16 protein-coding genes, 1 tRNA gene and 2 pseudogenes are annotated in these 23549 nt (G+C 67.2%); 10 read left to right on the top strand and 9 right to left on the bottom strand.

Features of this window, described 5'->3' with window-relative positions; translation table 11 throughout:
• Nucleotides 1-1051: 1051 nt before the first annotated feature.
• The 7 genes from ACZ5U5_RS11385 to ACZ5U5_RS11415 are packed head-to-tail and all read left to right on the top strand — an operon-like array spanning nucleotide 1052 to nucleotide 12249.
• Nucleotides 1052-6424 (top strand): type I polyketide synthase, encoded by a 5373-nt coding sequence (locus tag ACZ5U5_RS11385; protein WP_469019513.1) that lies wholly within the window; start codon nucleotides 1052-1054, stop codon nucleotides 6422-6424.
• On the top strand, nucleotides 6414-7388 hold the full coding sequence (locus ACZ5U5_RS11390) for an LLM class flavin-dependent oxidoreductase (protein ID WP_469019515.1): 975 nt from the start codon (nucleotides 6414-6416) through the stop codon (nucleotides 7386-7388). Before ACZ5U5_RS11385 ends, ACZ5U5_RS11390 begins: the two co-directional genes overlap by 11 nt.
• Nucleotides 7385-9556, top strand: a complete 2172-nt coding sequence (locus tag ACZ5U5_RS11395) for a lantibiotic dehydratase (protein ID WP_469019516.1) — start codon at nucleotides 7385-7387, stop codon at nucleotides 9554-9556. Before ACZ5U5_RS11390 ends, ACZ5U5_RS11395 begins: the two co-directional genes overlap by 4 nt.
• Nucleotides 9556-9774, top strand: coding sequence for an MbtH family protein (locus ACZ5U5_RS11400; RefSeq protein ID WP_469019518.1), 219 nt, complete (start codon nucleotides 9556-9558; stop codon nucleotides 9772-9774). The genes ACZ5U5_RS11395 and ACZ5U5_RS11400 overlap by 1 nt, the downstream gene beginning before the upstream one ends.
• The gene (locus ACZ5U5_RS11405; RefSeq protein WP_469019520.1) at nucleotides 9771-10517 is read left to right on the top strand and encodes a thioesterase II family protein; all 747 of its coding nucleotides are present in this window, start codon (nucleotides 9771-9773) and stop codon (nucleotides 10515-10517) included. Before ACZ5U5_RS11400 ends, ACZ5U5_RS11405 begins: the two co-directional genes overlap by 4 nt.
• Nucleotides 10514-11476 carry an ATP-binding cassette domain-containing protein gene (locus tag ACZ5U5_RS11410; RefSeq protein ID WP_469019521.1) on the top strand — a complete coding sequence of 321 codons (963 nt, stop codon included), beginning with the start codon at nucleotides 10514-10516 and terminating at the stop codon, nucleotides 11474-11476. Before ACZ5U5_RS11405 ends, ACZ5U5_RS11410 begins: the two co-directional genes overlap by 4 nt.
• Complete coding sequence (locus ACZ5U5_RS11415; protein ID WP_469019522.1) at nucleotides 11473-12249, top strand: ABC transporter permease; 777 nt, start codon at nucleotides 11473-11475, stop codon at nucleotides 12247-12249. The genes ACZ5U5_RS11410 and ACZ5U5_RS11415 overlap by 4 nt, the downstream gene beginning before the upstream one ends.
• Nucleotides 12250-12712: 463 nt before the next feature.
• Here the strand turns inward: ACZ5U5_RS11415 and ACZ5U5_RS11420 are convergent.
• Nucleotides 12713-13914, bottom strand: a protein-coding gene (locus ACZ5U5_RS11420; protein WP_469019524.1) for an IS3 family transposase whose coding sequence is annotated in 2 segments (ribosomal slippage) — nucleotides 12713-13623 and nucleotides 13623-13914 — 1203 coding nt in all. Because the reading frame shifts where the segments join, the coding sequence is not laid out codon by codon here.
• Between the two features lie 340 nt (nucleotides 13915-14254).
• Between ACZ5U5_RS11420 and ACZ5U5_RS11425 the strand changes: the two genes are divergently transcribed.
• Nucleotides 14255-14551, top strand: a complete 297-nt coding sequence (locus ACZ5U5_RS11425; RefSeq protein WP_469019525.1) for a hypothetical protein — start codon at nucleotides 14255-14257, stop codon at nucleotides 14549-14551.
• A gap of 1094 nt (nucleotides 14552-15645) precedes the next feature.
• Here the strand turns inward: ACZ5U5_RS11425 and ACZ5U5_RS11430 are convergent.
• A pseudogene (locus ACZ5U5_RS11430) lies at nucleotides 15646-16050 on the bottom strand (transposase family protein); the annotation flags it as partial.
• 5 nt (nucleotides 16051-16055) lie between these two features.
• On the opposite strand from ACZ5U5_RS11430, the pseudogene ACZ5U5_RS11435 reads away from it, so the two are divergent.
• Together ACZ5U5_RS11435 and ACZ5U5_RS11440 are read left to right on the top strand one after the other, a co-directional pair.
• Nucleotides 16056-16147: pseudogene (locus ACZ5U5_RS11435) on the top strand (IS5/IS1182 family transposase); the annotation flags it as partial.
• Between the two features lie 380 nt (nucleotides 16148-16527).
• Nucleotides 16528-16627, top strand: a tRNA-Pro gene (locus ACZ5U5_RS11440).
• Between the two features lie 848 nt (nucleotides 16628-17475).
• On the opposite strand, the gene ACZ5U5_RS11445 is transcribed toward ACZ5U5_RS11440, so the two are convergent.
• The 7 genes from ACZ5U5_RS11445 to ACZ5U5_RS11475 all read right to left on the bottom strand — a co-directional run bounded on the left by ACZ5U5_RS11445 (nucleotide 17476) and on the right by ACZ5U5_RS11475 (nucleotide 23540).
• Complete coding sequence (locus tag ACZ5U5_RS11445; protein WP_469019526.1) at nucleotides 17476-18045, bottom strand: hypothetical protein; 570 nt, start codon at nucleotides 18043-18045, stop codon at nucleotides 17476-17478.
• A 65-nt stretch (nucleotides 18046-18110) separates the two neighbouring features.
• Complete coding sequence (locus ACZ5U5_RS11450) at nucleotides 18111-18380, bottom strand: integrase (protein ID WP_469019528.1); 270 nt, start codon at nucleotides 18378-18380, stop codon at nucleotides 18111-18113.
• Nucleotides 18381-18476: 96 nt separating this feature from the next.
• On the bottom strand, nucleotides 18477-19985 hold the full coding sequence (locus tag ACZ5U5_RS11455; protein ID WP_469019530.1) for a hypothetical protein: 1509 nt from the start codon (nucleotides 19983-19985) through the stop codon (nucleotides 18477-18479).
• 19 nt (nucleotides 19986-20004) lie between these two features.
• Entirely contained in the window at nucleotides 20005-20253 is a 249-nt protein-coding gene (locus ACZ5U5_RS11460) for an acyl carrier protein (RefSeq protein ID WP_469019532.1), read from the bottom strand.
• Nucleotides 20254-20291: 38 nt separating this feature from the next.
• On the bottom strand, nucleotides 20292-21065 hold the full coding sequence (locus ACZ5U5_RS11465) for an SDR family oxidoreductase (protein ID WP_469019533.1): 774 nt from the start codon (nucleotides 21063-21065) through the stop codon (nucleotides 20292-20294).
• Complete coding sequence (locus ACZ5U5_RS11470) at nucleotides 21065-22048, bottom strand: DMT family transporter (protein WP_469019534.1); 984 nt, start codon at nucleotides 22046-22048, stop codon at nucleotides 21065-21067. The genes ACZ5U5_RS11465 and ACZ5U5_RS11470 overlap by 1 nt, the downstream gene beginning before the upstream one ends.
• Before the next feature lie 16 nt (nucleotides 22049-22064).
• Nucleotides 22065-23540, bottom strand: a complete 1476-nt coding sequence (locus ACZ5U5_RS11475; protein ID WP_469019536.1) for a PqqD family protein — start codon at nucleotides 23538-23540, stop codon at nucleotides 22065-22067.
• Nucleotides 23541-23549 lie beyond the last annotated feature (9 nt).

Here is a 23549-nt window from a genome sequence, read left to right on the forward strand (position 1 = left end):
GGGTTAGGGTGTTTTCTTTCCGGTTTTCGGAAAAACCCTGGGGGGGGCTTGGGGGGTTGTGGGGGGCAGGGGGAAGGCCTTTGGCCCGCGGGGGGGCTTTCCGGCGCCCGACGGCCCGTTGAAGGGCTGGGGAACGGTGTCCTCGGCGCGGGTCCCTGTGACTCGCAGGGATAGCTGGTGATGCGGACGGTGTACGCCGAGGAGACCCAGCGGTTGGTGCCCACCTTGCGGAAACCGTTGGTGGTGGACGCCGACGCGAGGATCGTGGAGCCGTTCGCGTAGGACCCGACGACCGAGTAGCCGGTGCCGGGACCGCTGCGGATCAGCAGACCGCCGCTGGCGTTGACCCTGTAGTAGCACTGGGTCGCGAGCACACCGGCCGGCGCGAGCTCCACAGCCGCGCCCGTCGTGCGGGCGGGTGCGGCGGCCTGAGCCGTGAGAACGCCGCCGAGGAGCGCGGCGGCGGACAGGGCCGCCACGGCCGCCGTGCGGGCGGCGGAGCGACACGGTGACATGGTGCGGCGTGCTGCTGTGACGGTCATGGAATCGATTCCCCCTGCGTCGCCGGTCCTGGGTGCGGAACACGTACGTAGGAGCAGGCCCGGGCCTGGCCGAGCGGTGTCACCGCTCAAAGACACCGGAGCCGCGCACGACGTTAGCGCCATCGGGGTGAACAGCCGCCTGACACACGAGAACTCCCCAACCGGAACGGGGGAAGCGGCCCGTTCCGGTTGGGGAGTCCGTAAGACGCTGAATCAACGTAATTGAGACGTCAGACATCTCGATCAACAGCCCGGGGGCCTCGCTCGTTTCGCTTCACGGACCGTCACCCGCTCGGTGGCCACATCGAAGAAGCTCAGCAGCATGGAGTGCTCGTGGCTGCGATAGCTGATGAGAAGCTCTAAAATGGGGAATTCTGTCGGCCAGAGGCTAGTCGGCACTGGCCACAACATAAAGGGCCACCGGGTGGGTGGGAAGGGTAATGGCGAGTTGTTGCCAGGAGTCCCGCCGGTCTTGTTGGTCAGACTCTGCTCGCCGCAGGATTGCGAGCATGACTCTCGACGCGGCGAATGCTGAACGCCTCAAGCTGCATGGGCAACCGATCGCCATCGTAGGCATGGGTGGACGGTTTCCCGGCGGTCGTGACATTGAGGACTTCCGGCGAAACCTGCTGGAGGGTGTGGACTCGATATCCTTCTTCACTGAAGACGAACTGCGTGGTGCCGGCCACTCCGAGAAGGAGATCAACGACCCCACATATGTGCCCGCCACTCCCGTCATCGGTGACATCGACATGTTTGATGCCTCGCTGTTTGGCATGAATTCCCGCGAAGCTCAACTGCTCGATCCGCAGTTCCGCGTCTTCATGGAGGTGTGCCATGCCGCGCTGGAAGGCGGCGGCGTCGTGCCTGGTCGGCCGGACGTGCGGATCGGCGTATACGCGGGCGCCAAGGACAACGCCTACCTCGAGGAGAACCTGTACCGCAATAGTGCCGTGATGCGCGCGACCGGCACGATCATGGCAATAATCAACAATCACACGGACTACCTGGCGACCAGCATCGCTTACCGGCTCGGGCTGACCGGACCTGCGATCACCATGGTGACCGCATGCTCCACTTCGCTGGTCGCAGTCCACACGGCAGTACGCGCGCTGCGCAACGGTGAGTGCGAGGTGGCGCTCGCCGGCGGTGTCGAGATATGCCTGCCCGAGGTTGGCGGGTATACCTACAACGAAGGCGGGCTCTACGCCCCGGACGGGCAAGTGAGACCCTTCGACGCCGAGGCGCGCGGCACTGTCTTCGGCAACGGGTGCGGCGCAGTCCTGCTGAAGCCTCTAGATGCCGCGCTTGCCGACCGCAACCCGATCCACGCGGTGATCCTCGGCTCGGCGGTTAACAACGATGGCAACGACAAGACGGGCTTCTTCGCACCCAGCAAGTCGGGCCAGGTCGCAGTAGTACGCGCGGCGCTGGCCGACGCGGGGGTCGATCCGGCGACGATCGGCTATGTGGAGGCTCATGGTACCGGCACGGTCGTCGGCGACCCCATCGAGGTGGGTGCGCTCGCGACGGCGTACAGCGAGCGGACCGACGAGACCGGCTACTGCGCGATCGCGTCGGTCAAGGCCAATGTGGGTCACCTCGGAGCGGCCGCGGGTGTCGCCGGACTGGTCAACGCTGTATGCAGCGTCCGGGACGGACTGCTCGCCCCCGTCATCAACGTGGACAAGCCCAACCCTCGGCTCGAACTGGACCGCAGCCCGTTCTACCTCAATCACGAGCCCAGGTCCTGGAACGTCGCTGACGGTCCGCGCCGGGCAGCGGTGAGCTCGTTCGGCATCGGTGGAACCAACGCCAACGTCATCATCGAGCAGGCCCCGGCGCGCGCTGCCTCACCGGCCCCGTATCGCGGCGCCCAGCTCGTCCCGATAACGGCGCACAAGCAGGAAGCACTCGACTCGCTCACCGAGCAGCTCGCCATACACGTGGCACAGCACCCCAGCGAGGTTGCCGATGTCGCCTACACGCTGACCAACGGGCGCAAGCACCACCAGCTACGACGCTTCGCCGTGACATCGGCCACCGATCCGGACGCAACCCGGATCAGCGCGGGCCTCCCCTCGTTCACTGCGCAGCCGGACCGCACCGCAACCTTCCTCTTCCCGGGGCAGGGTGCCCAACACCCGGATCTGGCAGCAGAACTCTACGAAACAGAAGCGGAGTTCCGCGGCGAGATTGACGCGTGTGCGCAGGTACTGCGGGAGTCGCACGGGCTGGACCTGAAGGACCTGCTGCTCCGTGCCGATGCCGAGGTCCAGAATCAAACCCGGCACACCCAGCCGCTCCTCTTCGCAGTCGAGTATGCGCTGGCAAAGACACTGCAGAGCATGGGTATCGAGCCAGCAGCGATGGCCGGCCACAGCATCGGCGAGTATGTCGCCGCCACGCTCGCCGGAGTCTTCACCCGCGACGACGCGCTGCGGCTAGTTGCCGAACGCGGCCGACTTATGCAGTCGGTGGAAACGGGCGCGATGCTCGCGGTGTCCCTCTCCGAGGAACTCCTCGCGTCCATGCTGCCGTCGGACGTGGATCTCGCAGCGGTCAATGCACCGGGCGTGTGTGTGGTCGCGGGCACGCACGAGACTGTTCGCCAACTCGAGGACGGCCTGACGACGCAGGGCATCGGCTGCCGGCCGGTTCCTACCTCGCACGCCTTCCACTCGCGGATGATGGACGCGATCCTGGAGAGCTTCGAGGAGGCCGTGCGTTCCACCACGCGCAGCGTGCCGACGATCCCGTTCGTGTCCAATCTGACCGGCACGTGGATCTCTGACGACGAGGCGATGGACCCCGCGTACTGGTCTCGCCATCTGCGCGGTTGTGTACGCTTCTCCGACGCGGTGCGCTTGCTGATCGCGGACGGCGAGCGCGCCCTGATCGAGGTCGGTCCCGGCCGGACCCTAACCGGCTATGTGACGGCGCACGACACGACCGCGGTCGCCATCGCCACGATGCGGCACCCGAAGCAGCAGGTGTCCGAGACCGAGACACTGCTCAACGCCGTGGGCCGTGCCTGGGCAGAGGGCGTCGCCGTGGACTGGAGCCGGTACTGGGGCGACGAGCAGCGCCACCTGATCACCCTGCCTGAGTATCCCTTCCAGCGGCAGCGCTACTGGATCGATGCAGATCCTCAGCCTGCCGAGTCCGGAGGCGAACTCACGGCCCCGGCCGGAGTTGGTGCCTACACCGTGCCGGTATGGCTGGAGACCACAGCGCCGGTGGCGTCCGCCGCGGACGGTGTATGGATCATCCTGGGCCAGGCGGGTGGCGCGGTCGCCGCCGAGGTCGCCATGCTCGCAGAGCGCGCCGGTGCGAAGACGGTCACCGTGAACACCGAGGCCGACGCTATGGCCGCCGTCACCGCGCTGGATCCGCAGGAGCGCGAGAAAGTCAAACTCGTGCACTGCCTGCTCCTGGGCGAGCGGCCGGAGGGCGCCAGCGAGGCAGAATACGCGCAGGCATGGCTAGATCGTGGCTTCTTCAGTGCCCTCAAGTGGCTGCAAGGCGCCGTGCGTGAGGCGCCAGGTGCGCCCTTCGAACTGATACTTGTCTCATCCCAGATGCAGGACGTCACCGGCGACGGCGGCATCGAGCCGGCGAAGGCCGCGGTTCTGGGCCTGGCCAGGCTGGTTCCCAAAGAGTTCGAGTCGATCGGGTGCCGCAGTGTCGACTTCGGCGCGCGGCGCGGACTCGGGGCGGCGCAGCTCTTCGCCGAGATCGCCTCCGGACGCTCCGATACGCAGGTGGCGTATCGCGGCCGCAAGCGGTGGGTCTGGTCCTACGCAGGGCTGCCGGTCGAGGCGGCCGAGGGCGTACCGGCGAGGCTCAAGCAGGGCGGGGTATATCTGCTCACCGGCGGCCTGGGAGGCCTCGGCCTGGTGCTCGCCCGCCAGCTCGCGATGCTCGTCTCCGCGAAGGTGGTCCTGCTGGGCCGCAACGGCCTTCCGAATCGCAAGCAGTGGGAGCAGATTCTCGAGTCCACCCCGGACAGCCGGGAGGCGCGCAGGATCCGTGCCGTACAGGAGATTGAGGCGGTCGGCGGCCGCGCCCTGGTACTGGCTGCGGACGTCACCGACGAGGAGCGCATGCACGAGGTGCGCAACCTCGTGCAGCGGGAGTTCGGCCCGGTCGACGGCGTCTTCCACCTCGCCGCGGTTGCCGGCGGCGGCATGCTGGAGACGCGTACACACGAAGAGGCCGCAGCAGTGCTCGCGCCGAAGGTGCGCGGCACGTACCTGCTCGACGAGGTCTTCGCTCCCGAGCTCATGGTGCTCTACTCGTCGATCGCCGTTGTGTCCGGGGACTTCGGGCTCGGGGACTACGTCGGCGCCAACGCGGTGCTCGATGCGTTCGCGCAGGCGCGCTGGGCAGAGGGGCGCCACACGGTCTCCGTCAACTGGCCGCCTTTCGCCGAGGTGGGCATGGCGCACGAGGTCGACGCACCCATGATCTTCAGTGACATCTCCTGGGAGCGCGAGGCACTCGGCGCCCACGTGCAGCGAGTCGAGCACCCGATGCTACGCAACCGCTCGGAAGCGAGCGACGAAGTCACCGTCTTCGAGCTCGACCTGTCACCGGCAAACTGGTTCCTGGCCGAGCATCAGCTGCGCGGCGTCCCCACTATGCCGGGCACCGGCTATGTCGAGCTGATCCGTGCCGGCTTCGCCGAGCTCACGGGGGAGCAGAACGCGGAACTCGCCGAGCTCATGTTCATGCAGCCGTTGACCGTCCGGCCGGGGATGCGGGCGGTGTTGGAGCTGAGCCGCCGTGCGGACGGCCGCTTCGATGCGACGGTGCGAGAGCCGGACGGCGTTGCTTACGCCCGCGGTGTCGCAGGAGCGCTGGTTGGAGACGAGCCGGTCAAGCACGAACTCGGGCAGCTGCGGGCCGGGCTCGAACCGGTAGCCGTACCCGACTTCGCGGACTTCGGCATCCTCACCTTCGGGCCACGGTGGACGGAGAGCATCACGAGTCGCTACGCCGCCCCGGGCACGGAGCTGGTCACGGTGGAACTCGCCGAGCGCTTCCAAGCCGATCTGGACAGTTATGGTGTGCACCCGGCGATTCTGGACTGCAGCGTCGCGATCGGGCAGATCATCCATGGCGAAGGGCCCTATCTGCCGTTCAGCTACGGCAGGTGCCGAATACGCCAGCCATTGATCGGGCGAGTCCACTCGCTGGTCCGGCATCGTGACAACACGCTCGGGGAGGCACCGTCCTGCGACATCACGATCGTCGACGACGACGGAAACGAGCTCGTCTCGATCGAGGCGTTCACGATCTTCAGAATGCCGGACGAGCTTGCCGACGAGGCGCGCGGCTTCGTATCTGCCCCAAAGGCACGCCAGCAGGCGGGCGACGAGGTGCGCGCGGAGGAAGGTGAGGAGGCGCTGCGACGCATCCTCGCCACAGATGCCGGGCCGCAGGTCATCTGGTGCCCGGAGGGCCTGGACGTACGGCTCGCACGCACCGCCCGGCTGGTGCGCTCGGCGTTGACCGAGCAGCTCGCGGCCACGGGCGCCGGGGCGGCGAGAACGCTCGCCGCACCGTACGCCGAGCCGGCCACCGAAATCGAGAAGATTCTGGCGCAGTTGTGGTCCGAGACGCTCGGCGTTGAGCAGATCGGTGCCGAGGATGACTTCTTCGACCTCGGCGGCAACTCGCTCTTTGCCGTGCAGCTGGTGGCGCGGATCAACCAGAGCTTCGCGGTCGAGGTGTCGGCCGCACTGCTCTTCGACTCGCGCAATGTGCGCACCCTCGCCTCCGCCATAGAAGCGGCACTGGTCGCGAAGGTCGCTGAACTCTCGGAGGACGAGGCGCGCCAGGCACTCGCGGAGCTGGGGATGACCGATGCCGGATAAACCCCTCTTGCTCAGTGCCGTCATCGAGAGCAGCGGTATGCCGCCGCGTACCGTGCTCGGCCTTGCCGGTGAGGCGGAGGCCCTCGGCATGCACTCGGTCTGGCTGTCGCAGCTGCCCAACCAGATGGACGTCGGCTCCGTGCTCGCGGCCCTGGCCATGACCACGGAGCGGATCAGGATCGGTTCTGCAGTCCTTCCGATGTACTCGCGGCCGCCCGTGGTCATGGCCCAGGCTGCGCTCACCACCGACGCGTTCTCCGGCGGGCGCACAGCGCTGGGCCTCGGACTGGGCCATCGCGGGGTGGGGGACTGGATGGTGGGCGGCACGGCGGCTCCGGCGGTACCGGCCACGCGTGAATACTTCTCCATCGTGACGGCGCTGGTGCGCGAGGGCGAGGTCAGCTTCTCCGGCGAGTGGCATAGCGGCCACGCGTTGTACTCCGGCGAGCGCCGTGCGGACTTCCCGGTCCTTCTGGGGACGTTCGGCCCGCGGATGCTCGAGCTCGCGGGCGAGCTGGCGGACGGGGTGATCCTGTGGATGTGCACCCCTGACTACGTCATGCACCATGCGCTGTCGGCGTTGCGACGGGGCTGGGCGCGGCGCGGCGGGCGCCCCGACGGCTTTCGCATCGTGGCGATGATGCACGCAGGGCTGACGGGCGAGCCGGACACCGACCGGGTGGGCTTCGCGCGGCTGCTCACCTCCTATCTGCGCGTCAAGACCTACCGCGGGCTGTTCAGGGCGAGCGGATTCGGTGGCGTGGTGGAGAGAGGAAAGCCCGATGAGGAAATCGTGCGGGCGCTCGGCTCTTTTACGGAGGAAGAGGTGGCCAAGCGCCTCGCCGAGTACCGGCAGGCCGGTGTCGACGAGATCGCCGTCGTCGGGGCGGGCCAGGCGGAGCACTCATACGACCTGTGCGTGCGGACCTTCGCCGAAACCGCCGCGATCGCGGGCACAGTATGACGCACGGGCATCTGATCTCCCTGGGCAGCGGAGAATTCTCCATCTGGAGATCCGTACAAGTACGTGCAGCGGGCCTGCCCTTCGACTGGGTCAGCGACGTCGGCACGGTGCGGGAAGAGCCCTTCCTCGAGGCCCTGACTTGGCAGCACTCGCGTATCGCGGGCAAGGCGCGGCGGCCTGCCGTGGGTACTTCCGACGAGCGCCAGCTCAACCGGACGCTCGCCGGCTACCGGGCGCGCTACTGCGCCAAGAACGACACCATCGGCTACTTCGGTCCCGTTGCGTGGGGGCGCTGGAACGAAGGACCCACCAGGACAGGCGAGTTCGGCGCGACGCCCCGCGGGCCGGTTTCCTTCGAGGTGTGGGCGATTCAGGCGGTGGCGGATGCCCTCGCCGACCGCTACGGCCTGCACACATGGATGTCGCCGAACCTTGCGTCGGCGGTGCTGCCCGTCGCGGGCGGCGTCTACCTCGGCGATGGCTCCCTGGTCTCCTTGTCCGAGCTGGGCCAGCGCATCGTCGCGGTGGCGGACGGCTTCCGTACCGTCGGCGAGCTCGTAGGAGAGTGCGCTGACAGCCACCGTGCCGAGGGCGTGGCCGCCGAGATCCGCGCCCTGCAGGGGATGGGGGTGCTCACCAAGGGCTTCTTTATCCCGCAGAGCCGTCACCCGGAACAGCTTCTCAGCATGCAGCTCGCACGCGTCGCCGACGAGGAACTCCGGGCCGCCGCGGCCCGTGAACTGGCCTCGCTGGTACGCGCGCGGGACGGCGTCACGGCGTGCCTGGGGGACCCGGAGGCCGTCGACACCGCGCTGAAGGCGCTGAACCAACGCTTCACCGAGATTACTCAGCGGTCCTCCCGCCGCCGGGACGGTGAGTACTACGCGGGGCGCAACGTCGCCTACGAGGACTGCCTGTCCGAGTTCGCCCCGTCCTTCAGCACGGACATCCTCGACGAGCTTGCGCCCGCGCTCGAGCTGGTGCTGCAGAGCGCACGATGGTTTTCGCGGCGGATCGCCGAGGGATACCTCGCCGCCGCTCGGGAACTGCTGGCCCACGAGCGGGAGCTGTCCACGACGGGATGTCCGCTGGCCGCCCTGCTGCAGCAGCTTTCACCCACCTTCTACAACAGCGATACGGGCCCGGCCGCCGACGCCGCGGCGGAGCTCCGGCACCGGTGGACCAGAGTTCTCGGGGCGGAGCCGGGTTCGACGCCGGTCATCCTGAGCTCCGCCGAACTGCGAGAGAAGGTGAAGGCCGCGTTCCCTGCGGCCGGCCCCGGCTGGCCGAGCGCGCGCTGGCACAGCCCCGACCTGATGTTCGCCGCGGCCGAGATGCAGGACGGGAGATATCTCGCGGTCCTCGGCGAGCTGCACCCCACCATCAACGCGCTCACCCAGCTGCACGCATTCGCCCGGCACCCGGAGCAGCGAGAGCTGAGGCGCTGGATGGACGAAGACATGCCGTACCGGATTGTGCCGCTCTACCCGACCCTGGGCGGAGCCATGAACTCGCGCACCGGTCCACCGGAGGCCTACCCCTCCCCTCACTACACCTACCTCGGGGCGACCGGCGAGCCGAGCTACGCACCCCGGCAGGCACAGCTGCTACCCATGGGCGCGCTCCGGGTGCGCGACAGGGACGGCCGGCTCGTCGTCACGTCGCTCGACGGCGCTTTCCAGGCCGACCTCGTTCCCGTGCTCGACGACTATCTGGCCCTGTCGGCCTTCAACAAATTCGGGATGCTGGAGCGCGCCGCGCACCGGCCCCGGGTGCAGATCGACAACCTAGTCGTCTCGCGCGAGCGCTGGCAGGTGCCGCTGGCGGAGTTTCCCGAGATCAGGCAGGGCAGGCTCGAGCGGGTGTGCGCTCACGTGCGCGGCGTGGCCGAACGCCATGGCCTGCCCGAGGTCGGGTTCTGGATGGTGCCCGGCGAGGTCAAGCCGACCTACGTCGACCTGCGCGATGCTGCGCTCCTCGACTCGCTCTGGGCCAAGATGCGCCGTGGCAGGGAGCGGGATCCAGAGGGTGTCGTCGCGGTGAGCGAGATGCTGCCCGGTCCGGGGGAGCTGTGGCTGCGTGATGTGCAGGGCCTGCGCCACACGGTGGAGATTCGGACGGTCTGTGTGGACAGCAAGCAGTTTACGTGCAACGAAGGGAGCCGTTGATGTTCGACGACGAGGACCAGACGTACCACGTGGTCGTCAACGAGGAGGAGCAGTACTCGATCTGGCCGGCCAACCGCCCCGTGCCCGCCGGCTGGTCCGTATGCGAAAAGACCGGCCCTCGGCAGGAGTGCCTCGACCATATCGCAACAGTTTGGACCGACATGCGCCCGCGCAGCCTGCGGCTGCACCTGAAGACGACGGAGGCGAACGCATCATGAGCGGCGCACAGTCAACGGTGGTCCGGCTCGGAATGGTGCGCTCGCCCCGGGTGCGTCTGCTCTGCTTCCCGCACGCTGGCAGCGGTACCGCCGCCTTCCGCCCGTTGGGCTCCGTACTGCCCTCCGATATCGACGTCTGTGCGCTGCGCCTGCCCGGCCGTGAGTCCCGTCGGCGCGAGAAACCCTTAATCACGATGAGCGAGACCGTCGCCGAGGTCGTCAAGGCCATCGATGGACTTGACAATATGCCGCTGGTCCTGGCCGGCTACTGCTCCGGCGTGAACCTCGCCTATGAGGTGGCGCGAGAACTCGTCCGAACCGGGCGCGACGCACCGGCCAAGCTGGTGGTCCTGGCGCAGCCCGGGCCACGCACTATCCCGCCTGAGCGGTGGGTGCACCCCCTGCCAGAGCCCGATCTCATCGCGAATCTGCGGGATTCGGGGGTGACCCCGGAGCCCGTGCTCTCCGACCCAGAGCTCTTCACGATGTTCGAACCAGTTATCCGGGCTGACTACCAGGTCTTCGAAGAGCACGAGCACCGAGACGGAGGGCCCCTCGACCTCCCCGTCACCGTCGTCGGTGCGCGTGAGGACGATTTCGTCGATTTCTCTGATCTGCTCGCCTGGCGTGACCACACGAGTATGGATTTCACCTTGACGATCATCGCCGGGGGACATGACTTTCTCGGTGCGGCGATCCCCAAGCTCGGGCAGATTCTCGTCAGGGAGCTCGCATTCCTATGACAGCAGCTGCAATCTCGGTGGATCAGCTGGTCAAGACATACCCTCGGGGAATCCGGGCGCTCGACGGGCTCAGCTTCGAGGTGCGCGAAGGAACGGTTTTCGGGCTGTTGGGGCCCAATGGCGCGGGCAAGTCCACCGCCGTGCGCATCCTCGCCACGCTCTCGCGTCCGGACTCCGGCATCGCACAGGTCGCCGGCCGAGACGTGGTGCGTGAGGCATCCCGGGTGCGTGGGCTGATTGGGCTCGTCGGCCAGAAGATCAGCGTCGTCCCCACCGCGACGGTGCGCGAAAACGTGCTGCTGCAAGGCAGGTTGCACGGCCTGCGCGGCCGGGAGCTCACCCACTGCACCGACGCTGTGCTGGATCGGATCGGCCTCACCGAGGTGGCCCGTCGCCAGGCCAGCGCCTGTTCCGGCGGTATGAAGCGGCGGGTCGACATCGCGATGGGGGTAGTGCACCAGCCGCGCATCCTGTTCCTGGACGAGCCGACAACAGGCCTCGATCCGGATATCAGGGTGCAGCTCTGGGCTGACCTCGCCAAGCTCGTCCGGGAGGACGGCCTGACCATCCTGCTGACGACGCACTACCTAGAGGAAGCCGACGCCCTCGCCGACGAGGTCGCGATCCTGGAAGGAGGCCGGCTCATTACCCGGGGCTCGCCGGACGTGCTGAAGCAGCAACTGCACGGCGACACCCTCCGCCTCAAGCTCGTCACGGAAACCGACGAGGACGTGGTGAAGGACGCTCTGGGCGGTATCCCCGGGCTCACCGAGATCAGATGTGAAGGAACCTCTGTGGAGGCGCGGGCGGTCGAAGGGAGCGCTGCTGCGCCGTTGGTGTTCGAACGGCTGCGTGCGATGGGGCTACAGGTGGCTTCAGTGACGGTGTCTCAGCCGACGCTCGACGACGTCTACCGGAAGCACACTGGCCGCCGCCTTCTCTCCGGGAGGCCGGCATGACCGAGTTCATAGGGCAGTGCGCAAATGTGGCGCAGCGCCATCTCCTGCACGTGTACAGGCAGCCCTGGCTGATCGCCATTCAGCTGGTGCAGCCGTTCCTGTGGCTGTTGCTGTTCAGTGCAACGTTCAACCGGATCTCCGATATCCCGGGCTTCGGCACGGACAACTACGCCCAGTTCTTTTTACCTGGACTCATCGTCATGACCGTCCTGCTGACGAGCGGATGGAATGGCTTGTCGATGCTGGCCGATATGGAGAGAGGCACGTTGGACCGCTTTCTCGCGTCTCGGGTGCGGCCGGTCGCACTCGTCATCGGCCCCCTACTGCAGCAGATCGTCAGCGCCGTGGTGTCCACCTTGATCCTGGCTGGGGTCGGCTACACGCTCGGTGTCCGATTCCATGGCGGGGTGCTCGGAGTCCTCGTGCTCTTCGTGGCCCTCGCTGCCATCGCCATGGCGCTCGCGGCATTGTCGAACACCGTGGCGCTAGTGGTGCGCCGCGAAGAATCCCTGATCGGGGTCGTGAACTTCCTCATCATGCCGATGACCTTTCTGTCGACCGCGTTCATGCCGAAAGACTTGGTCCCCGACTGGGTTGCCGTCGCTGTCAGCGCCAATCCTGTGAACTGGGCCGTAGATCTGACCAGGTACGCATACAACGGGACGCTGGAGGCCTCGCCGGTGCTGATCCGTATGGCCCTGCTGTGTGCGCTGGCGGCCGGATCGCTTGGGCTCACCCAGTGGGCCCTAACCGCATACCGGCGTGGCGGCTGAGAAGAGGCCGCCCAGGCGGTCGGCGGGCGCTAGTTCGAGTCCTGCCCGGATGCGGAGTTCGCCGACGCTCCGTGGCTCGATGTCCTTGTTCCGGTCACTCATCGGGAGCGTGCGCAGGGCGGCGAAGGCGAGCGAGATACGCCAGGCGGGCCAGCATGAAGAGGGATCATGCCGGGTGGGCCGGGCGGTCGGCGAGCTGGACGCTGACTTGTGCGGATGAATTGTCGGCCCTGCGGCTGCCGAAAACCCCATCCGCGCCGCTCAAGCGGCATGTTGGTACTCGTGCAGCACTCCGCCGAGGCGGTCTCTTCGGAGTACGTCGAGCTGGGTGATCTGTGCGTGGGGAGCGGTGCGGAAACGGCGCGCAGGGGTGCTGTCTGGTCTTTCGCTTGGTAAGGCCGGTGGGTGTTGCAGTGCAGTTCGAACTGGTGAAGGGGCCTTGACCCCGAATCCTGAACACGGGTTATGCGGCTGGTGTGAGCGTAGTTGGTGTGAGGTGGAAGGTGTTTTCGAAGGCGATTGGTGGTCGTTGTCCGAGGCGGGAGTGTCGGCGTCGGGTGTTGTAGCGGTGGAGCCATCTGAACGCGTCGAGTCGGGCCTCGCGCTCGCCTGGCCAGCTCTTTCGTCCCTTCAGGGTCTCGCGTTTGAAGGTCGCGTTGAAGGACTCGGCGAGTGCGTTGTCCGCGCTGGAGCCGACTGCGGACATGCTCTGCTGGACCCCTGCTGACCTGCAGGCTTCGGCGAATGCCCTGCTCGTGTACTGGGCTCCGTGGTCAGTGTGCATGATCGATCCCGCGAGACTTCCGCGGGTGCGGACGGCCGCGGCCAGGGCGTCGGTCACGAGATCCGCGCGCATGTGGTCGGCGATCGCCCACCCGGCCAGACGGCGCGAGGCGAGGTCGATGACGGTCGCCAGGTAGCAGAACTTCCCACCGTCGATGGGCAGGTAAGTGATATCGCCGACGTACTTCGTGTTCGGCCTTCCCGCGGTGAAGTCGCAGCGGATCAGATCCGGAGCCTTTACCGCAGCCGGATCAGGGACGGTGGTGCGGTGCCGGCGGCGCAGCCGGACCCCTTCGATCCCGGACTCCCGCATGATCCTGGCGACCCGCTTGTGGTTGACCGCCTCACCGATCGTCTCCCGGAGCTCGGCGGTGATCCTCGGCGCTCCGTGAGTGCCGTCCGACTCCTGGTGCACCGTCCGTATCCGGACGGCCAGTTGTGCCTCGGCCGCCCGCCGGGCGGCCCTGCCGGCGGCTGTCCGGCGCCAGTAGTAGCTCGAGCGGCTGACGCCAAGGACGCTGCAGCGCCGCTTCACGCCGTAGCGGCGCTGCAGGTCAGCGACGCACTGGAAGCGGTTCACCAGCGCGTCTCCCCGGCGAAATATTTCGCCGCCTTCCGCAGGATCTCGCGTTCCTCCTCCAGCTCGCGGACCTTCTTCCGCAAGGCCGCGTTCTCCGCCTCCAGCGGTTCCGGCGGCTGGGCCGCCTCCGGCGTCCGGCGTCCCCGCGGACGGCTTGCGCCGGCAGCCCTCACCCAGTTCCGCAGGGTCTCCGGATTGATCCCCAGATCGGCGGCGACCGACCTGATCGTCGCCTCCGGCCGCGACTCGTAGAGCGCGACCGCGTCCGCCTTGAACTCCGGCGGGTAACGCTCCATGACCACGAGATGTCCGTTCTCAGATCCTCAGGATCCAGTGTCTCGTGTGTGCAACATCAGGGGTCAAGGCCCGTGTTACGAAACTGCACATGCAACTGGCGTTCGAGTGCGACTTGCGGTGTGGGTTCATTCCTGCTTCTGACCTGGGTAAACGCCCCACTTCAACCAACCAACCCACGCTGGGCCCTGGTTGCGGTAGATTGTGAGAAGGTCGGCCACCCGTGCGCGACCTGGCCAATGTGGACTCGCTCTCGGCGTCCTTTTTGCGTTCCAGACAGATTGACCATCGAAGCCCTCGTGCCGCGCAGGCCGGGGGCTTCGTCGCGTTTGAAGTAGGAGGAGTCACATGCCCGACGCTCTCACCGAGGGGCTGCTGGGCTTTGGGTACCTGGCGATTGCTGTCATCATCGCGATGGTCTTGGCCATCCTGGTCTTTGCCTTCATCGCATCCAAGGTCATCGACCGGATCCCCGACAAGGATCTACTCTCCTCGCTTGAGGTCGCGGGCCTTGTCCTAGTGGCACTGCTTCGCCGACGGTGGCCATCGACCGCAGGAAGGCTCAATGAGAGCCCGAGCAAGCCCTGCGGCGCCCGAGCCAGGAAGAGTCGGGGAACAGGGAAGAATCGGGGGAAGCGAAATTGAGTCGGGCCAGAAGACGGCGCGGACCTGAAAGTGATCCGGTCTCACGTCATATTGGGTATTCCGGGCTCGACGCCGCACTCACGGAAATCCCGAGAGGCGAACTCGAATTGCTCGTAGCCTACCTCTTCGGCGTTCCTGCCTCACAGCTGGATCGAGGACAGTCCGGGAACGGGACCGGAACTTGGGGTCCGAGCATCCTCGTCTCTCAAGCTATCGAGCGACTAAAGGCCGGGGGGCACGTTGAGGCCCTACTGGAAGAGATGAAGTCTCCTCACGGCCCACGCTATTCCTCTACCCTTCGCAGACTTTCGCGTGAGATGGCGTTGGATCGACTCCCGATCTGCGCCCACTGCACCTCAATCTTGTCAAAGCCGGCACATACGGGCAGACCAAGAGAGTATTGTTCTAACGCCTGCAAACAGGCAGCGCACCGGAAACGCAAGTTGGCGAATTCAGACCCGACTCAACCATCGGTTCAGGGTGGGGACGCCATTCGCTTTCCAATGCGCGACCCCTGGCGCTCGCCCGAGTCTCTGCCAGAAACTCGAAGACGACACCCGTGGGACCCCGAAGACCATTGGTACTCGGACAACGCTCGCAGGAGATGGGAGGGACATTGGCACCCGTGGGGACGCGAAGAGAATCTAGGACGATGCGCGCCCGAAGTCGCAGCACTGACTATCTCTGAGCGACTACTCACCCGTTTTCTCAATGGCGAATGGAAACCAGATGAGAGCGAACAGAATTTCGCCCATCTGCTACTTTTAGCTTCGTGTGATGGCCAGGAGATGACGCTCGATGCCCTAAACGATGCAACACGAGCGCTGCGAGATACTCCCTGGGGCGAGCGCCGTCTGAAGAATCTATACTCCGCATTCTGGAGCACACTTGAATGGTCTGCCCCAGAACCCAGTACCAATGCAGCCGCCGCCATCAAGGTCCTCCTGCGGCTATTGAACGCGATCGCAGACGAGGACGACCGGCTACGACTCTTCTAACATGGGAAGTCAGCATTTCGAGATGACTGCATCGAAATGTCGCGTGGCGGGTGATCCGTTGTAGCGGCGGGGTTCACCACTGAGCTTTTTCCAACCTCACGCTGACGCGTGGTGAAGGACGAGGATGGCCTTCACCACGTCGGTGATTTGGTTTATGCTGCAGCGGAGCTTCCGCAGGAGGCGCCAGCCCTTGATGGTGGCCATGGCCCGCTCGCCGAGGCAGCGGATCTTGGTGTGGGTGGCGTTGTAGCGACGCTTCCATCGGCTGAGGCGGCGGCTCCGAAACGGAACTCGGACGGATCCGCCGGTGCCTTGATATGCCTTGTGCGCCCAGCATTTGAGCCCCGCATCGGCGAGGGCTTCGATGATCCCGTGCTGCCGCGCGGCGGTCAGGTCGTGAGTCGAGCCGGGCTGAGCCGGCGGGACCCAGAGCAGTCGTCCGAAGGATCGGCGAGGACCTGGACGTTCATACCCGTGGCGTTTGCGTTTCCCGGAGTAGTACAGGGCTCAAGACCTGGCGCGTTTCCGCAGATCCCGCAGCAGCCCGAATCGAATGACGTCAATCGCCAAGGCCGTCCTCACTCTTGAGTCGCACCGCTGGAAAGGCTCAGTGAACTGGCGTCGGCGGAGGTCAGAACGCGCGCATGCCGCGGATGCTCAGGGTTGCGGGCAGCTGGACCGGCCACCCGATGGCGCAGAGAAAGGTAAAGGAAACGGGAATATGGTGCTTTGACCTGTCCGACTGTGTGGCTCTCGTGTATGGGCTGCGCGTGGCTCGCACACAACACACAGGAGCCTGGGCTGATGCGGGGCTGCGGCTGGAAGGCGCGGACTTTCCCCGATCGCCGGCTGTTGTCACCTCGTGCAGCTTCCGGGCGCCGATGCCGACGACCTCGCCGCTGACGCAGTGAGGGTGCGAAGTTAGGCGGGCGTGGGATCTGCCGGGTATAGGGCTGGGCGGCGGCGTACTTCCGCGTACGGCGTCGTGCGGGCGCCAATGGACCTTCAGAACTCCGAACCCAAATTGTGCACTTGACTGGGGGTCAAGGGGTCGCAGGTTCAAATCCTGTCGTCCCGACGGAAACGTCGCAGGTAGGGGTCACCTTCGGGTGGCCCCTACTTCGTGTTCGGGAGCAAACCTGGGAGCGGGGAGCCGCTCCCTGTGTTCCCTGGAAGCGGGGGTCTGGGAGCGACGTCAACCGGGGGTCGACCCCGGGTCACCCGAAACGGTCGCTCCCACAGAAAATCTTCGCTGTGTGACGTGGCGTGCGTGTCAAGGGGTCTCACCCTTCGCCCCCTTGTTCGAATTTCGGTTAAGGGGCCGTGCTCCCACTCGACCCCTTGACGGCTTTTGCCGACCCCTTGTCTGGGTGGACTCCATGTCTTGGTGCACACGGCATCCAGAGGTTGAACTCGGTGGCGGGATGCTGCGCAGGTCGCAGGGGGTAGCGGCTGGGGATGGCTGCTCCTGTGAGTCCCCTTGTCGGGGTGCGAGCGGACCTTGGCGTCTGTAGGGCGCCATATGGAGACGCTCGCGGTAGGTGCTCGGTCGCCCGTTTGGTGACGAGGTCCGGCTCCTGAAGGACCTCGAACCACACCCGTGCGGCGCCGACGTCGTTGCTGACGGGGGCTGGTTGAAGCAGATGGCTGATGCTGTATGGGGTGAACAGGTCGAGCAGCGTGGACCAGCCGCGCACCGGCCCTGCGCCTGCCGAAAACTCCATCCGCGCGGCTCAGGCGGCGTGTTGATACTCGTGGATGACTCCGCCGAGGCGGTCTCTCCGGCGCACTTTCAGTTGGGTGATCTGTGCGGGGGTGAGTGGTTCGTGGACGGCGCGCTGGGGTGCTGGCTGGTCTATCGCTTGGTGGGGCCGGTGGTGGTTGTAGTGCAGCTCGAACTGGTTGAGCGCGCGGCGCAGATGGCGCTCATCCCAGATGAGGGTACGGTCCAGCAATCGTGGCGGCAGATCTGGACTCAGCGCTCCATGACTCCATGATCGCGTTCACGCGCGGTAACCGGACGCCGGTGAGCACGAGCCGGATGCCGGCGTCGGCGAGGATCTGGTCGAAGAGGACGGGGTACTTCGCGTCCCGGTCTCGGAGCAGGAAACGCAGTGAGTCCGCCCGCATACCCAACTCGACGGCAAGGTTCCTCGCCTGTTGCACCGTCCAGGGCCCGGTGGGATGGGCAGTCACTCCCGCGATGTGCAGCCGGCGTGTGCCGTGCTCGAGGAACACGAGCGCGTACACCCGGCGCAGGTCGACCAGGTCGATATGGACGAAGTCGCAGGCAATGATGCCCTCAGCTTGCGCGGTCAGGAACTCGCGCCACGCCGGACCGTTGCAGTGTGGGGCCGGATCACATCCCGCTGCACTGAGGATCTCCCAGATCGTCGTCGAGCCGACCGGACGCCCGAGCCGGACGAGTTCGCCCTGGATCCGTCGGCAGCCCCAGCGCGGATTCTCTTTGGCGAGTCGCAATACCAGAGCCCTCACCGCACTCGCAGTCGACGGTCGACCGGGCCTGCTCCGGCGCTCGCTGTAGTCCCATTTCCGGGCGATCAGCCTGCGGTACCACGCCAAAGCAGCGTCGCGGGTGCCACCGGGAACACCTGCGCCCACCGGCGTCGCGGAATCAGCGAGGAAAGCCCTGCGAACCACAGTCGATCCGCCAGCTCGCAGCGCACCGGCTTCGTGAGCTGCCTGCGCAGCACCGCGTTCTCGTGCCGCAGCACCAGCAATTCCGCGCCCTTGGCCACCCCTCCGCGTAGCAGCACCGCCGGAACCGCGAGCAGTTTCCGCGAGACCTGGTACACCAGTGAAATGATCACCCGGCCAGGGTTCCAGCAGACAGCGATGCCGCGCCAGACCACCTCCGAGTAGTAGCGATGAGTTTCCGAACGGCACAGGCTTGGCGACCCAGGTTGTCAGACAAGCTGCCAGGTTTTGGTGAGTTGGCTTTCGGGACGGCGGCCGGGCAGGCCTGTGAGGATGTGGGCGAGCGCCTCGTAGACGGTGAGGGAACCGCTGAGTGGCGTCCGGGTTTTCGTCAAGGACTTCTGCAGGCGGTACAGGTGGGTGAAGGCGTGCTTGGTGTTTCGTTGTCGGAGCGCCGTCTTGATTTGGGCGGCGGCCTTGAGCGTCGCCTCGTCGGCCTCACCCGCGGTCTCCTCCGCAGACTCGACGAGTTCGGCGTGGGTGCGCAGGAAGCGCTGCGCGGTGTCGGTCTGCTGGGCCTTGAGGGAGAGTGTCTCCCCGGGGTCGGCACCGGTCAGCACGGCCAGCGCGAGGACGTCCCGCGCGAGGTGGTCGGCCTGACCTGCGACGGGGCCCACCAGCAGGACATCGGGGGCTTGTTGTGGCAATGGGCTCAAGTGCGGTTCGGCGAGCAGCAGGCGCAGGGCCAGCAGTTGTGACTCGGCGGCGGAGGATGGTGTGACGACGCACAGGTCTGCCTGTCGTACTGCCGGCTCGGCGGCGGCGAGAACGGGGGAGGAGCTGATCCGGGCGGGGACGGCTGGGCCGGTGTCCGAGACGGTGCGCCGCGCCCCGTCCCAGTGGACCTTGTGAGGGCCGTCGGGGGTGAAGGCGGCTACGGCGAACGCGCCCGTGCCGATGTCCGTGTGCTTGCCGGCGAGTCCGTGGGCTGCGGCCAGCCGCAAGTATTCCGCCTGGGCGGCGGTTGCGTCGAGGCCGTCGGTGGACCCGGTCCGCACGGCGCGCCCGCCTCCGGCCAGTGGAGGCAGGGGCCAGTGCCCGGGGTCCTCCTCCTTGCCGGGCGGGGTCAGGGCGAAGCGTACGGGCAGGCCGACCTCGCGGGCGAAGGTCAGGTCGGTCGCGTCGTGGCCGGGGTTGACCAGGACGGCCCCGGTTCCGAACTCCGGTGCGACCCAGCCGGCGGTCCATACCGGCAGCAGGTCCCCGGTGAGCGGATGACGGCAGTAGCGGCCCGTGAAGGAGGACGTGTGCCCGGTCGGCAGACCGAGGCTCAGAGGGTGTCCGGGATGGACGGCCACGGCGCAGCCCGCCGGCGTCGGCGACCAGTCCGTGGTGAAGACGGCCAGGGCGGCCTCGGCCGCATCTGGGTCCTCCACAGGGAAGGTGAACACCGCTCCGGGGGTTCGGCGCAGGGCCTTGCGATGGCGGGCGGCCGTCGACTGAGGCCACGTGCCGTCCTGCTCGGAGCCCACCCGGTCGCGCGCCGCTGAAGTGGGCACATAGCGAATCGCTTCATGCTCCGAAGGTTCGGCGGGGCCCGTCAGGCCCGCCGCGGTGGCGGTACGGGCAAGGGCGGCCGCCGGGTCGACCGGACCTGGGGAGGCGAGCGTACGTCCGTCCTGGACTGCCATTCGGTTGAGGAGTGCAGCCAGGACCTGGCAGCGCAATGTCGTCGAGGGCGCCTGTGGGGCGGGCAGGGGCAGTGCGAGGTAGTTCACGAGGATCTCCACAGGGCGATCAGGGCTGGTGCGTGACGATGCGGTCGACCACATCGCGGACCGTGTTGAAGTGCTTCACTTGTTCGTCCGGAATCGTGACGGCGAATCGCTCCTCGGCGGCGACGGCGATCTCGACCATCGACAGGGAGTCGACGTCCAAGTCGTCGGTGAAGGAGCTGTCCTCGCGGACAGCGTCGGAGGAAACGCCCGCAATCTCGCCGACTATGTCGGCGAGAGCCTTCGTGATCTCGGCTCTGGTGGTCTGCATGGTGAATTGTCCTTGGAGGGTGGGGGAGGGGGCGGGCGTCACAGGCCACGTACGAGGCCGCCGTCGCACCGCAGGGCGACCCCGGTCACGTAAGAGGCGGGTGCGCTGCACAGAAAAGCGGCGGCGGCGGCGAACTCGGAGGGATGGCCGTAGCGGCCGGCGGGGATCGCGGCGACCGATTCCCGTTCCACCTCCGCCACCGAGCGGGAGGTGCGTTCGGCGTTCGCGGCGTCGACCGTCCTGGTGCGCTCGGTTCGGATCCGCCCCGGCAGCAGAAGGTTGACGGTCACGCCGTCCGCGGCGACCTCGGCGGCCAGCGTCTTGAGGTATCCGGCAAGACCGGCCCGGCCCAGATTGGACAGGGCGAGGTTCGGGATGGGAGCGGCGATTCCACTGGAGCCCACCGCGAGGATGCGGCCCCAACCACGTGCCCGCATGGCGGGCAGGGCCAGTGAGATCAGGCGGATGTGGGGCCGTACGTTCGTCTCGAAGGCGCTGTCGACGTCCGCGGCGGTGACGTCGGTGGCCTGCGCCGGTCGCGGCCCCGGACCGTTCAGTACGAGGACGTCGGGTGGCCCGAAGGCCCGCACGGTGGCCTTGAAGAGTTCCTCCGGGCCGTGTGGGGACAGCAGGTCGGCCCCGGCGCCGACGGCGTTCGGCAGGCGTGCGGCGGCCTCTTTCGCCCGTGCGTCGTGCCGGCCGTTGACGACGGTGTTGGCGCCCTCCGCGGTCAGGGCCGAGGCGATGGCCGCGCCGAGGCCTTGCGTGGACGAACAGACGAGAGCCGTACGGCCGGAGAGGGCGAGATCCATCAGGACACCTCCTCAGTCTGCCTGTCGGCGGCCGGGACCCGCGGCTGGGCCCGGGCCGTCCGCTCGACCAGCGTGTTCCCCAGGACGGCCAGCAGGGCTCCGGCGAGCATGACCACGGTGCCGGTCAGCTGCACGCCGGTGAACGACTCGCCCAGGAAGACCGTGGAGAAGAACGTGCCGAACACCGGCACCGTGAACATCATGACCGTGGCCATGGAAGGGCTGACGTCGCGCAGCCCCCGGTAGTAGAACAAGTAGGCGATCGCGGTCGGCCCTATCGCAAGGAAGGCGACGTTCGCCCAGGCCAGGTCCGAGACCGCTGACCACGCGACGTCGCCGGCCGTCGGCGCCGCGAGGATCACAAGCCCCAGTCCGCCGACGGCGGTCCCCCAGGCCGTCGCCCGCAGAGGGGCGATGCCGGCAAGGAGCGACTTCGACAGGATGCTGTACGCCGCCCAGCAGGCGGCGCCCGCGACGAAGACGAGGTCACCGAGGAGCCGCTGGTTGCTGGTGTGGCCGACCCCGAGCAGGAAGACGGCAGCGCCGGTCAGGCCGACCAGCAGGCCCGCGACGCGCGCCCATGACGCCTTCTCACGGCGTAGGAGCAGCAGTGTCGCGGTGGTCAGGATGGGGCTCAGGACGGGCACGATGATGCTGCCGTCGAGAGCGGGTGCCAGCGAAAGGCCCCAGAAGAAGAAGAAGTTGTAGGCCAGTACGCCGAGCAGGCCGATCAGACCCGCGCGGAGGGCGGCGGTGCGTCCGATGGGCGCGGACTTACGGCGCAGCGCGATGGCCAGCACGATCAGCAGTATGGCTCCTCCGCCGAACCGTAGCGCTGCGGCCATCTGGTGCGGCATCGCGCCGACGACCACCTTGGAGCTGGCGAACGCGCTGCCGAACATCACCATGGTGACGAGCAGGTTGAGGTAGGGAGCGGCGGGTGAGCCCGCCGGCGGAGTGGAAGGATTGGCGTCGGATGTCATAGATGTCTCCCGGCTTCTAGCGGCCGGCGACCCGGTCCAGGACCTCGTCACCGGTGGAGCTGCGCCGCACGCTGATGATCTTCTTGTGCGGGTCGCTGTCCATGACCAGGGGGAGGACTCCCGACTGCGTGCCCTTGGCGTCGAACGGTGACCACAGCGGACCGTCGTGGAGCGCCCGGAGGTCGGTCAGGCTCAGGCCGCTGAGGCGTTCGAGGCGCGCGGCCAGCCAGTCGCTGGTGTCCGTGCCCGCCAGGAGCCCGCGGACGCGGTCCTCCTCGGCGAGCAGGTCGGGGCACTCCCCGGCCAGGTAGTCATGGAGGTTCGCCGCGCGGCCGGCGAAGGGCGAGTAGACCATGCAGACCAACTGCTCGGTGTCCAGGCCGAAGGCGTCCTCCGCGTAGCGGGTGGCAGCCTCGCGCATCCGCTCGACGCCCTCGTCCGTGCGGTAACGCGCCGCGATCTCCTCGACCAGGTGCTCGGGAAAGTGCTTCTTGCGCATCAGTTCCAGGGCGAAGTCCACGTACTGGGCAATGCCTTCGCCGTACCCGCGCCCGTAGACGTGCTCGGTCCGCAGGCCGCGCAGGTGGGCCATGAGCGCGGGGTTGGCGCAGTCGGACTCGGTGAAGTTGAACGCGATCTCGTCGAAGACGAAGCCGAGGAAGTCCGTGAGGAGCCGCCAGTGCGCCCCCGAGGCGTAGCTGGTGTAGTCGTAGATGGAGAAGAACTCCAGCGCCGAGGGGACGTCGGAGGTGACCCCCCGCTCCTTGACCCGGTCGCTGTTGTCCCGGCCGTGGATCTCCTGGAAGTAGGCCTGTGCCAGGCCGTCGAGGGTCTCCAGTGTCCCCCGGAAGCGCTTCTTGCTGTCGGCGGGCTTCTGCCCTGCCCCGCGGGCCAGTTGCCGGATCCACACCGCGTAGTCCCGCTGCTCCTGCGGTGAGTCACCCGTGATGATCAGGTCCACGCCCGTTCCGTGGCGGGCGGCGACGCCGAAGGAACTGGCCACGTTCAGGTTGCAGGCGTTGCAGAACGTGGCCCGGCCGTCGCCATAGGTACGGTGACCGGACATCAGCATGTCGGTCCGGTTGAAGGCGATCAGGCGGTGCGGCATGCTGCGGTCCCGGTCGAAGGGGACTACGCGGTCGCGCTCGATCAGCAGCAGTTCCACGTCGCGATCCCCGTACAGACCGAGGGCCTTGTAGGTGGCGTCGATGTTGAGCATCACCTGGTAGGGCATGCCGCCGTGCCGCATGGTGACCACCCTCAGGTTGAAGGTGGCTCCGTGGCGCTCGGCGAGAGCCAGGTGGACCGCTCGTACGAACGCCACTGCGTACGCGCTGTCCTTACCGCCGCCGTAGGCGACCATGACCGTGTTCCGGCTGAGGTCGTCGTGGTGCGGCAAGGCTTCGTACAGTTCGGTGACGCACTCCTCGACGGCCGGAACATCGTGCTCCGGCAGTGCGCCCTTGAGGTTCTCCAGCACGGTCGCGCGCATCTGTCCTCC

The sequence above is a fragment of the Streptomyces sp. NPDC033177 genome (assembly GCF_055577715.1).